Source organism: Massilia sp. CFBP9012, assembly GCF_034045115.1.
Taxonomy (GTDB): Bacteria; Pseudomonadota; Gammaproteobacteria; order Burkholderiales; family Burkholderiaceae_D; genus Telluria.
Map to the genome: position 1 here is coordinate 60,746 of NZ_JAXCWM010000010.1, position 12,209 is coordinate 72,954.

Here is a 12,209-nt window from a genome sequence, read left to right on the forward strand (position 1 = left end):
TCACAGCTTGCCGCGGATGCCGATCTTGAACGTGCGCCCGTCGTACTTCGCGTAGTCCATCCGCGTATGCTTGCCGCTGCCGTACTGGCCGTTGGCGTCCTCGAAGTAGTCGTAGTTCAGGGTGTCGGTCAGGTTCAGCGCATCCAGGCGCAACTCCAGATTCTCGGACAGCTTGTAGCTGATGGTGCCGTCCAGGTAGCCGCGCGCGGCGCGCCAGCGTATCAGGTCGTCGCCGTTGTTCCGAGGGTTGTCGCCATGCAGCGAGCGGTCCTTGTAGTTGTAGGACAGGCGCATCGCCAGCGGGCCACGCTCGTAATAGGTGGTGACGCTGTAGGCGTATTTCGGCACCGAGTTGACCTCGATCTCCCTGCCCGCCTTGGTGATCCAGCGCATGCTGTTGAAGGGATCGATGTGGGTATAGCTGGCCAGCGCGCCGAAGCCCTTGAACGGATCGGGCAGGAAGGTGAAGTCCTGCTGGTAGGCCAGCTCGTAACCCTTGAGCGTCTGTTCGCCGGCGTTGCTGTAGGTGCGCAGCACCATCGGCAGGTTCGGGTCGACCCGGCCGCTCGGGTCCTGGAAGATCGCCCCGAGCGCGGTGTCGGGCAGGCCGAGCGCGCCGAAGGTGGTGTTGGTGGTGGTCGACACCGTGGCGTCGCTCAGCTTCTTCTTGAAGTAGGCCGCCGACAGCAGGCTGCCCGGCTTGAAATACCATTCCAGGCTGGTGTCGAAGTTCTTCGACTGCTGGGGCTTGAGGTTCGGGTTGCCGGCGGTCGCGGTATTGTCGAAGGCGTTCGGGATCACGGTCTGGGCCGCGATGATCGACAGCGAGGCGCGGCTGATGGTCTTGCCCCACGAGGTGCGGAAGATCAGCTCGTCGTTCAGGTCCCATGCCGCGCTGACGGCCGGCAGCACATTGGTGTACTTGCCCTGTTCGGAGTTCGGCTGGTAGGTGTTGCCGCTGCCGCTGCGCTTGAAGTTGTCGATGTCGAGCTTCGTCTGCGACCAGCGCACGCCGGCGTTCAGGCGCAGTTCGCGTCCCAGCACGTCGCCCTTGAAGTCGGACTGCACGAAGCCGGTGCTGACCTTCTCGGCGGCGCCGAAGCTCTGCGCCGGCGTGAACGCTTCGCTCGTATTGAAGGCGACCGGATCGTAGGTCGAGAAGGCATAATCGCGGGTGAAGGTGCCGAAGCGGTTCGGCCAGCCGGGGCCCATGTCCAGGTCGGGGATCGGCAAGACAGAGACCATATTGGCGCGCACGCTGGCGTCGCCCAGGCCGACCATCTTCGCCTTCATGGCGGCGCCGGCATTGCGTTTTTCGACGTCCTTGCTGGTGTCGACGTAGACCAGGCCGGTCTTGAGGCGCCCGGTCCAGCCGCCAAACAGGTCGTAGTCGTAGTCCACCACCAGGCGCGCCTGGCGGCCCTTGTCGCGCTCGCGTGTCCAACCGGTGGTGACGTCGAAGCCGCTGAAATTGGCCGGGTCGGTGTAGTCGATCGGCGAGGACATCGACGGGTAGACGTGGTCGGCGCCGTAGTCGATGGTCGTGTCGACGCCGAAGATCTGGCCCGACAGGGTGTCCGAATAGCTGGTGGCCTTGCTGTTGTTGGCGCTCACCTGGCCGGTCACCACCAGCCCCGGGCGCGCCTCCCAGCGGCCGTTGAGCGCCAGGTAGCCGAACTCGGTCTTGTCTTCGCCATAGGTCACGCCGCTGCTGTACGAGGTGTTGCCGAAGGTGCCGGTCAGGAGATTCGAGCCGGGATCGATTTTCACGTCGATCGGCACCAGGCCGTTGTGGCCATTCGTGCCCGGCGCCGCGTTGCGGTTGGTGGTGCGGGTGTTGCGGATCAGGAGGCCGTAGTACAGCTCGTCGCGGCTGTTCTCCAGGCGCGAGTACAGGCCGTCCAGGCTCAGGTTCAGGTTGCCCTGCTTGAACTGCAGGGAGCTCACCAGGCCATCGCGGCTGCGCCGGTTCTGCGAGCCGTAGTAGCGGTAGATGCGCGGCAGCAGGGCGTTGTCGATCTGTTCGCGCGAGTAGCCCGACAGGTTGGCGCGCGGATCGTCATAGTCGAGGGCGAGGGCGAAGTTGCCCAGCACCGGATTGCGGCTGCCGTTGGCCGAACTGTTGTAGCCGCCGGTGGCTTCGAAGCCGGAGCGGTTGTTGACCGCCTTCGAGTGGGCCACGCCGGCCAGGAAGCCCCACGCACCCCAGGTGTTCGAATACAGCGCGAAGCCGGTCGGATCGGCCTCCTTGGCGCTGGTGTTGTAGGCGCCCGAGACCGCGTAGCGGATGGTGCGCTTGGGGCTGTCGAACGGGCGCGGGGTCTGCAGGTCGACGATGCCGCCCATGCCGCCCTCGGTCAGTTCGGCCAATGGCGACTTGTAGAAGTCGACCCGGCCGAACAGTTCGGACGCGAACACGTCGTAGTTGAAGCCGCGCGCGGCGCTGCCGATGGTGCTGGTGGACGTGGTGTTGACCGGCGCGCCATTCAGGGTCGTCACCGAATACTCGGTGGGCAGGCCGCGGATCGAGATGCGCTGGCCCTCGCCCGAACTGTCGTCGCGGTTCAGGATCACGCCGGGCACGCGCTGCAGCGATTCGGCCACGTTCGCCTCGGGGAATTTGCCGATGTCCTCGGCGACGATCGAATCGCGCACGCCGATCGCCTGCTGCTTGAGGTTCAGCGCCTTCTGCAGGCTGGAACGGAAGCCCGTGACCACCACGGTGGTGGGCGCGGCCGTGCTGTCTGGCGGCGCGCTCGCGCTGCCGGCGGCCGGTGTGTCCACGGTATTTTCCGCGGTCGCGGCATCGGGTGGGGAGGGGGGAGCGGTGGGTGTCTGCTGGGCCAGCGCGGGTGTCATGTATGCGGCGGCCAAAGCCAGCGGCAGCGCCGCGGCCAAAATCTTCTTCTGCATAGTGTCTCCTGACCGCGAACTTCGAGGTTCGCTTGTAATGTCGGGCCGTCGTGCTCGGCACGTGCGGCTGAAGATGAAGCACCGGTCGCCGACCATCGCTGCTTATATGACAACCGTATGGTTACGTTACCATGTGCTTCGTCAATACTCAACAAGGATGGGTTAGGTGCCGTCCCTGGAGGATAAGCACCTGATTTTGCTGAAAAAACTCTGGAATCGGCCGAGCTCGACGTGGTATCGTAACCACAGGTTGGTGTTGAGTTACTGCAAACACTCAACAACATGATCGATTGAAGGAGACCCATGGCCAAAGCCAGCAAACTGAGCGAAGTCGCCCGCCTGGCCGGCGTCGCGCCGATCACCGCATCGCGCGCGATCCGCGGCACCGGCTATGTGTCGGACGCGGCGCGCGAGCGCATCATGGCGGCCGCGGCCCAGCTGAACTACACGCCGGACATGCTGGCGCGCCGCATGCGCGGCGACAAGAGCAAGCTGATCGGCGTGTTCATGAACAACTACGGCCCGGTGGTGCTGCACGAGCTGGTGCGCGCCATCGGCGAGCAGGCGAGAAAGCGCGACTACGACCTCCTGCTGTTCAACGCCGACCGCTTCGACAGCCCGGACCGGATGACCACCTGCGCCACGCTCAGCAAGCTGTGCGACGGCCTGCTGCTGCTGATGCCGACCGCCGACGACCGCTTCCTTGACGCGGTCGAGCGCCAGCAACTCAGTTGCGCGCTGGTATTCTTCGATGCGCGCCAGCTGGCGCTGCCCACCATCGTGCTGGAAAACCGCATCGGCGCCCGGCGCGCGGTCGAGCACCTGATCGGCCTGGGCCACCGCCGCATCGCTTTCATCGCCGGCACCAAGCGCACCGGCCAGAGCGCCGAGCGCGAACGCGGTTACGCCGAAGCGCTGGCGGCGGCCGGCATCGCCGTCGATCCGGCCCTGGTGGTGGACGGCGCCTTCAACCAGCCCGGCGGCTTCGCCGCCACCCGCCGCCTGCTCGAACTGGAAGCGCCGCCCACCGCCATCTTCGCCGCCAACGACGAGATGGCGTTCGGCGCCATCGACGCCGTCGCCAGCCGCGGCCTGAAGGTGCCGGCCGACGTCTCGGTGGTCGGCTTCGACGACATCTCGACCGCCAGCCACGTGTTCCCGCGCCTGACCACGATGCACCAGCCCTACGAGGCGCTGGCCGAACGCGCGGTGCAGGAAGTGGTCGAGATGATCGAAGGCCGCCCGCCAGCTGCCGCCCGCATCGCCTTTGCCACCGAGCTGGTGGTGCGCGACTCGACCGGCCCCGCGCCGACGTAGATCCGGGATGCGGCGCGCCGCCCTCGAGAACGCAAGCTGGCAGGCCGGCACGCTGCGCTATGGAACATTGGGCTTGTGCGTGCTGGTCGGCTGGCTGCTGGTCGGCGCCCTCGGGATCGCGGTGCGCGAGCGCTGGGCCGGCCCGATCGGGCTGCTCGTGCTGCGCAACCACGGCGCCTCGGACACTGCCGTCGCCATGCTGCTGTCGACCGTGCCGGCGCTCATCAGCCTGCTGGTGGTGCCGGTTATCGGGCTGAGGTCGGACCGCAGCCGCAGCCGCTGGGGACGGCGCCGTCCCTACCTGATGATCAGCGCGCCGCTGGCCGCCGCCGCCATGCTGTGCGTGGCCCTGACGCCGGCGTTCGCGGCCGGCGCGCATGCGCTGCTGGGCGCCTGGTCGCCGGGCCTGCGCCCGCTCGAACTGGGCTTGTTCTGCCTGTTCTGGACCGTGTTCGACGCCGCCGCCATGACCACCATGGCGCTGTTCGCCGGGCTGGTGGCCGACGTCATTCCGTTCGGGCTGGCCGGCCGCTTCTATGCCGCGGTGCGGGTCGTCGGCCTGGGCGTGGCGATCGGCTTCAACATGACCCTGTTCGCCCTGAGCGAAGCCTGGCTGGCCGAGATCCTGGTGGCCATCGCCCTGATCTTCGGCCTGACGATACCGCTGATGTGCCTGATGGTGCGCGAGGGAGACTACCCGCCGCCGGCGCCTGTCGCGCATGACGACGTTGCCGCTGCAGCGGCGGGCGGACGGCTGGCGCTGGCGCGCACCCAACTGCGCCTGTGCTGCGCCCAGCGCCGCTACCTGTGGATCTTCGGCGCCTTCATGCTGGCCGCCGTCACCTTCGTCCCGTTCAATACCTTTTCGCTGCATTATGCGCTCGACCTGGGCTTGTCGAAGGCGGAACTGGGCGAGCTGACCGCGCTGGCCTATGCGGTGTCGATCGCCAGCGCCTTCGTCATCGGCTGGCTGGTCGACCGGCGCGGCGCGGTGCGTGTGGCCGCCGCCATGATGGCGCTGTACTTCGCGATCGCGCTGGGCGGCTGGCTGCTGGTCGACGGCGCCGCCAGTTTCCGCCCGTTCTACGTCGCCCACGTGATCTGCTCGGGCGCCTATTTCACCGCGGCGGCGGCGATGCCGCTGGCGCTGTTCCCGCGCGAGGAGTTCGTGCGCTACAACGCGAGCAAGGACATCCTGGTCGCCTTCGCCAACATCCTGGTGGCCAGCTGCATCGGGCCCTTGCTCGACCACTCGGGCCACGATTACCGCCTGACCTTGGGCAGCGCGGCGCTGTTCTCGCTGCTGGCGCTGGCCTGCCTGGGGCGGCTGCTGGCGGCGCACACGGCGCCGGCACGCGCACCGCTGCAGGAACCAAAACCGGCCGGCTGACTATTCCGGGGCGCGGCCGCGCGCGCCCGGCCCATGCCGCTGCAGCAACTGCGCGCACAGCGCCCCGATATCCTGTTCGCCGTTCGCGCCCACGGTGGCGCGCGCCGCCTCGCGCAGTGCGCAGTCGACGATGTGGTCGCCCAGCGCGCGGTAGCTCTCGAACTGGGCTTCGTCGAACCACTGGTCGGCGATGCTTTCGTGCGGGTAGTCGGGATGGAGCTTGCGGTAGTTGAGCAGGTCGGCGTTCTCGCTGCCGACGATGGCCGGCTTGACGTACAGGAGCACGCCGTCGGCCGCACCGCGGTCGGCCAGGCTGTAGCGGATGCTGCCGGCCGCGCAGCTGGCGCCGCACAGGCCCTTGTCGCCGTCCGCCGCCAGGCGCGAGACGTCGAGGTCGATGCGCACGTGCAGGTCGGTGCCGCAGCGCCGGATCGCATTGCCCAGGTCTTCGAAGGCGAGATAGCGGTCGCTGCCGACATCGACCGCGATCACCAGCCGGCAGCGGCGCCGCACCAGCTCGTAGATGCCGAGGTTGTCGAAGTGGCCGCCGTCGGTCAGGTGGACGTAGGCGGCGTCGGCATCGAGCTGGCCGAACAGCTCGGACAAGAGGCTGAACAGGCCGATCGGCGGCGAGGCGCTGGTCCAGGCGCGGCGTGCGGGATTGGGGCACCAGCGTCCCAGGCGCACATTGAACATCGTCATCAGGAAGTTCAGCGGCGGCGACGAGTGCGCGCCCATATTCGGGCTGGCCGCGGCGCCGGACAAGGCCACCGCCATCCCGAGCCGCACGCCGGCGTCGTCGTCCAGGCCGACGCCGGAGCGCGAGGCATACCCGTCGGTCGGGCGGTAGCAGCCCGCTGGTGCGCCCGCATCGCCAGGCACCGCGCTGGCTTGCTCATAACCGCACCAGCGCGGCGTGAAGGCGAACGAGGCGGTGCGCCGCGTCTGCCAGGCCAGTTCGGCGCCGCTGACCAGGTTCAGCGCGGTGTTCACGATCGGGTAAGGCCGTCCGTAGCGCAGTTCGGCCAGCAGCATGTCGTCGTTGGGGTCGAAGCCGGTGAACGGATGCGGCTGGCGCGCGCGGTTGCCGGCGCCGAACCAGGCCCGCACCACCCGGTTACGGTACAGCATATAGAGGGAAAATTTGTTGATGTCGACCCGCCAGCCGAGCAGCAGGGCCGCGCCCAGGAAGGCGCCGAAGGCCAGCAGCAGGGTCGCGCCGTTGGTGGCCAGGGTGGCGTCGGCATGGGCGCGCAGCACGCAGGTCAGCTCGGACCTGGGGCAGCCGACCTTCGGCAGCGCCACCGTGGCCTGCACCAGGCTGCTCAAGAGGGCGAAGATCCCAACCGTGAACACATAGGGCGCCAGCCGCGCGACCAGTTCGAGCTTCGGGTCGGGGGCGCCGCGCGCGCCGGTCGACATGCTGCTGCCGGCCTTGAGTCCGAAGGCCGTCATCGCCAGCCAGCCGAGCAGGGTGCCCAGGTTCGACCAGGGCTCGTAGGTCAGCCAGGCCCAGTGCAGCAAGGGAGGAATGTAAAAGCAAGTGGCGTACACGGTCAACCACAGGAGGGCGAAGATCGCGGTCCAGGCGCCTTGCCGGCTCCACCATTCGCGGCTGGCGTCGCTGTACAGGCGGCCGACCAGGCCGATCATCAGGGTCATGGTGGCGGCGAACAGCACCATCATGAGCGGCATGCCGAAGGTGGCGAGGGCGATCGCGTCGTTCAGCACGCGCTGGCCGGCGGGATCGGGCAGCACCGCCATCCCGCCCAGCAGCAGCAGGGTGCCGAGGGTGAGCGCGCCCATCGCACACAGGAAGTGCGACAGGCCTTCTCCCAGTTCGGCGCGGGTGAGATCGCGCAGCGGCGGGTCGGCGTGCAGCCGCGTGTAGATGGCCAGCCAGCCGGCCAGCACCAGCAGCAGGCCGACCGTGGCGCACAGCAGCAGCGACAGCCGGGCGGCGTCGACCCGCAGCAGCGCCAGGATCCCGGGGGCGAAGGCGCGCCCGGCTTCCAGCAGCACCAGCAGCACGCTGGTGCTGCCTGCGGCGCACACGGTATAGCCGGTGCGGCGGTAGGGGCTGGAGCGGTCGTGGGCCAGGTACCAGCCGCAGGCCCAGACGATGAAATACACCAGGCCCGGGGCCAGCAGCCAGTGCCAGCGGCCTTCGAGCTGGGTGGGCAGGATGCTTGATGGCGCCGCGCCGCCGTGGCGCCACAGGCCCAGGCTGCCGAGAAAGCCCGCCAGCAGCAGGGGCAGGTTGATGCAGCACAGGACCGCGCCCTGCGACAGCGGAAAGCGGCGCATCCCGCGCGAGCTTTCGGGCTTGCTCGAGATCGACAGCGCGATGCAGAACACGGCGAACAGGAACAGCAGCACGCCGACGATCCAGGCGATGTCGGCCAGGTGCGTCCATGGCCCGCCCGGTGCGACCACGCGGTGCACGGCCCAGACGGCAAAGCGCGGCAGCAGCAGCAGGGCGCACATCCAGGCCACCAGCATGGCCAGGTTGAGGCCCGTGTTGCGCACATAGGTGCCGACCAGGGTCCAGGTGTCGGCGCTGAACATGCCGCCCTGCGGCGACAGGTAGTTGCTGTACTGGCGCAGGAAGCGCAGTTCCGGGGCTTCGCCGCTGCCGGCCTGCGGCGCCAGTATGGCTTCCACCTTGCCGATGTCGCCGCCGTTGGCATGCAGGCATTTCGACAGCCAGCCGCCGACGAAGCCGCCGCCGGACACGGTGGACAGGTAGTCGATGTGGCGCAGCAGGCCGCAGCGCGCCAACGCCTGCAGGGCGCCCAGGCTGAAGGTGGCGCTGCGCACGCCGCCGCCGGACAGGGCCAGGCCGGCCAGCATGCCGCCGTGGGCGCGTTGCAAGAGGCGCTCGCGGTCGGGCGGCAGGGCGGCGTCGAGCGCCGCGCCACGCTCTTCTGTGGTCTCTGGGCGCAGCATGTCGAGTTCGTCGCGCAGCACCTCGCCGAACAGGTGCCCGGCGGCGGCGTCGAGGCAGCGCAGCAGCTGTGCGTCGATCTTGTCCGACGGCGCCAGGCCGTGGCGCTTGCGCAGCAGGGTGAAGGCGTCCTGTAGTTCGGCCACGGTGCGCGCGCCGGGTGGCGGATCGCAGCCGGCGGCGGCGAGCTTGCGCCGCAGGTCGTCGACCTGCGAGGGCGTCAGGTGGGTCAGGTCGCTCGGCAACATGGCGCTCGCTCCGGCTGGACGGGGAAGCGGCCGGGCCGGGCAGGCCGGGCCGCCGGGTCAGTTCAGCACGGTTTGGATGCGAGCGCCACCGTTTGGATCAAGCGTTCAGGCCTTGTCGGTCTTGCCGCGCGTGCTACGCCGGCCGGGGGGCGGATTGCCGTTGGCGGATTGGCTTGCGGCGGACGGCTTGGCGGAAGCGGCGGCTTCGGCTGCGGGGTTGTCGCCGCCATCCGGCGGCGGGCCGCCGGCCTTGTCGGGATGGGCGCTGTCCGGCGGCATGGCGCTGGCCACGGCCTGGCGGAACTGGTCCTGCAAGAGATTCCACCAGGCGACGGCGGCCGGCATGGCCGCGCCCGATGCCTCGGCGCCTGGTGGTGGAACCGGGGTGTCGGGCGCCGCCGCGGATGGCGCCGGCGGCGGCGGCGCGGCGCTGTCCGCGGGCTTGGCGGCGGCTGGCGCGGCGGCCTGCGCCGCCTGGGTGAAGAATTGCGCGAACGGCGCCATGGCGGCGTCGCTCGCGGCGCCGGTCTGGCTCATGGCCTGGGCCATGCTGTCGCCCATCGCCTTGAGCGTGGCCAGGGTGCCGCGCTGGATTTCCAGCGCCTGGATCGAGCCGCGCAGCATGCCCAGGTTGAGGTTGAGCCAGGACTCGACCGCCTTCAGGTCGGCGATCTTCTTGTCCAGGTCTTCCACCGACAGGCTGGCGCCCGGCATCGGCATGCCGCCCATCCCGGGCATGGCGCCGGGGATGTTCATGCCGCCCCACAGGTTCTTGACGAATTCGAGCGTGTCGGTCATTCCAGGCATCGGCTGATTCAGCATGAGCGGTCTCCGTTGTTTGTGCGGCAAGCGTAGCAGATTACGCCTTTGCAGGCCATGCGGCGAATGGGACCGGGCAGAGTTTGCGCTGGCCCCAAGGCTGGGTCGGCTATCGAGAATATTGTCTATTGAGCAAATATCGTCTTTACGTTACGATGGAAAAGTTGCGCTGCACAAAATTGCATTTTGGTAAATAACCTTCCGTGGTGAATCCGATGCTCATCGATGGCAGGCAGTTAGCACCAGACACGACACTCCAGGCCGACATCTGCATCGTCGGCACCGGCATGGGGGCGATTTCCGCCGCCCATCCCCTGGTGCGCGCCGGCCGCGACGTGCTGTTCATCGAAACCGGGCCGATCACGGCGTCGCGCCGCGATGCGCCTTCGGTGGGCATCGAAAGCGTCGGCCGCCCTTTCGGCATCTCGACCAGCCGCGGGCTCGAAGTGGGCGGCGGCACCGCGTTCTGGCATGGTGTGTGTGCGCCGCTCGACGACGAGGATTTCCTTGAGCGCCCCTGGATTCCCCACAGCGGCTGGGCCATCACGCGCGGCGATCTCGATCCCTGGTATACGGTGGCGCTGGACTTCCTGTGCGGCGGCCAGGACATGCCGCAGGAATCGGCCGGCCACCATGACGGCATGGCGCTGGGCATGGCCAATATGCTCGCTTCCAAGGCGTACCGCTACCGGTCGCCGCCGTTCAGGGGCAAGCCGGTCTTGCGCGAGTGGTGCCGCAACGGCCTGGCGCGCTGCGTGTACAACAGCACCGCGCTGCAGCTGAAGCAAAGGCATGGACGCACCCATGCCCTGTCAGTGGGCAGCGGCGCGCGGCGTTTCGAAGTCAGGGCCAACCGCTTCGTGATCGCGGCGGGCGCGCTCGAGACGCCACGCCTCTTGCTCAATTCGCTCGGCCAGGATGGCATGGCGCAGCAGCCGTCCTGGTGGCTCGGGCGCAATCTGATCGACCATCCCGCCGGCTACCTGTCGCAAGTCACGTTCCGCCAGCCGCTTGCCGGCAAGCCGAAGGGGCGCGCCATGACGGGCAAGGAAGGAATCGAGGTCTTCCCGGGGCTCATGCTCAGCAGGGAATTCCAGCAGACGCACCGCCTGCCCAACCACGCCGTCTTCATCCGCAAGGGCATCAACCGGCGCCCGGTGCCGAACAAGGCGGTGATGTCCTTCCTTGGCGTGCGCGGGCCGCGCGACATCGGCCTGTCGCATGTGGCCTCGCTGGTGCGCCATCCCTACATCCTGTGGCGCATCGCGCACCAGAAGCTGCCGCTGGGACTGCGCTCGCACCACGGCGACCTGTTCTTCATGACCGAGCAACTGCCGAACCCGGACAGCCAGGTGAGCCTCTCCGAGCACGGGCGCGACCGCTACGGCATGCCGATCGCGCGCGTGCACTGGCAGCTCTCCAGGCAGGACATCGAGATGTTCACGCAGTACCACGAGCTGCTGATGGCCGGCTTTCGCGGGCATGGCGACGTGAGCGCTTGCCGGGCCGACCCGATGACGGGCTGGCGCGATACCTGTGCCTCGGCGGCCCACCACCTCGGCACGGCGCGCATGGCGAGGACGGCGCAACACGGTGTCGTCGACCCCGACCTGAAGGTATTCGGTCTCGAGAACGTGTGGGTGAGCGACGGTTCGGTGTTCCCGACCGCCGGCAGCGTCAATCCATCGCTGACCATCTGCGCGCTGGGCCACCGTCTTGGCAGCCATTTGACAGCATTGAGCTGAATCCCCGGCGCCGCTAGCCTGCGACCAGGGCGTCCCAGCTGCGCATGGCCACCTGGACCGCCGCCTCCAGTTCGGCGCGGCTGGCGCCGTCGCGCGCGTGGAGCGACATTCCGTTCTGGACAATGTGCACGAATCGGGCGAGTGCCTCCAGGTCGACCGAGGCCGGAATCTCGCCGTTCGCGGCGCCCTGCTCGAGGCGTTTCCTGACGACCGCCCGCGGCGCGGCGCGCGCAGTGCGCGTCTGCTCGCACAACTCCGGGTGGCCTGCGGCGCCGATCACCGACAGGGTCGACATGCACCCGAGTGGGACGTCTTCGATGCCGCCGGTCAGGAAGGCGGCGGAATCCATCAGCCATGCCTGGACCGCGTCGCGCGCGGTCGGGGCGTCGAGGAAGTTCTTCCAGCCCCAGGCATAGGTGGCGCCGTAATGGTTCAGGGCTTCGACAAACAACGCCTCCTTGGAACCGAAGGCCGCGTACAGGCTCGGCGAGGCAATGCCCATCGCGGCGGTGAGGTCGGTCAGCGATGTGGCTTCGTAACCCTTTTGCCAGAACAGGCGCATGGCCTTTGATAAGGCGGCCTCGCGGTCGAAGGCGCGTGGCCGGCCGCGGGCGCGTGTCGCCGGCGCTGGGGAGGCCGCTTCGTCGCGGAGAGGTTGGTCGGGCGTTTGCATCGCGCACAGTATATGTCCGGCTGCGGGTCGGGACAACGCCGCACGCCGTTTCGTTCGCCGTTTCATTATATATGTGTCGATCACTAAAAAATAAATTGACAGCACGCCGCCGGGCCATCTACTATTTCTGTATCGATCAACACATAAAGGAAATGTC

Annotated in this window: 7 protein-coding genes; 3 read left to right on the forward strand and 4 right to left on the reverse strand. The window is 68.3% G+C overall.

What is annotated here, in order from left to right; all coding sequences use genetic code 11:
- A complete protein-coding gene (locus tag SOM61_RS17420) occupies positions 1–2,913 on the reverse strand; it encodes a TonB-dependent receptor (RefSeq protein WP_320475249.1) in 2,913 nt (970 codons plus the stop codon).
- A 303-nt stretch (positions 2,914–3,216) separates the two neighbouring features.
- On the opposite strand from SOM61_RS17420, the gene SOM61_RS17425 reads away from it, so the two are divergent.
- Together SOM61_RS17425 and SOM61_RS17430 are read left to right on the forward strand one after the other, a co-directional pair.
- Positions 3,217–4,230 carry a LacI family DNA-binding transcriptional regulator gene (locus tag SOM61_RS17425; RefSeq protein WP_320475250.1) on the forward strand — a complete coding sequence of 338 codons (1,014 nt, stop codon included), beginning with the start codon at positions 3,217–3,219 and terminating at the stop codon, positions 4,228–4,230.
- A gap of 7 nt (positions 4,231–4,237) precedes the next feature.
- On the forward strand, positions 4,238–5,620 hold the full coding sequence (locus SOM61_RS17430; protein WP_320475251.1) for an MFS transporter: 1,383 nt from the start codon (positions 4,238–4,240) through the stop codon (positions 5,618–5,620).
- Here the strand turns inward: SOM61_RS17430 and SOM61_RS17435 are convergent, their stop codons facing one another.
- A complete protein-coding gene (locus SOM61_RS17435) occupies positions 5,621–8,815 on the reverse strand; it encodes a patatin-like phospholipase family protein (RefSeq protein WP_320475252.1) in 3,195 nt (1,064 codons plus the stop codon). It abuts the gene before it with no gap.
- A 105-nt stretch (positions 8,816–8,920) separates the two neighbouring features.
- Complete coding sequence (locus SOM61_RS17440) at positions 8,921–9,637, reverse strand: PhaM family polyhydroxyalkanoate granule multifunctional regulatory protein (protein ID WP_320475253.1); 717 nt, start codon at positions 9,635–9,637, stop codon at positions 8,921–8,923.
- 212 nt (positions 9,638–9,849) lie between these two features.
- On the opposite strand from SOM61_RS17440, the gene SOM61_RS17445 reads away from it, so the two are divergent.
- Complete coding sequence (locus tag SOM61_RS17445) at positions 9,850–11,379, forward strand: GMC family oxidoreductase (RefSeq protein WP_320475254.1); 1,530 nt, start codon at positions 9,850–9,852, stop codon at positions 11,377–11,379.
- A gap of 13 nt (positions 11,380–11,392) precedes the next feature.
- On the opposite strand, the gene SOM61_RS17450 is transcribed toward SOM61_RS17445, so the two are convergent.
- Positions 11,393–12,052, reverse strand: coding sequence for a TetR/AcrR family transcriptional regulator (locus SOM61_RS17450; RefSeq protein WP_320475255.1), 660 nt, complete (start codon positions 12,050–12,052; stop codon positions 11,393–11,395).
- Positions 12,053–12,209: the final 157 nt, after the last annotated feature.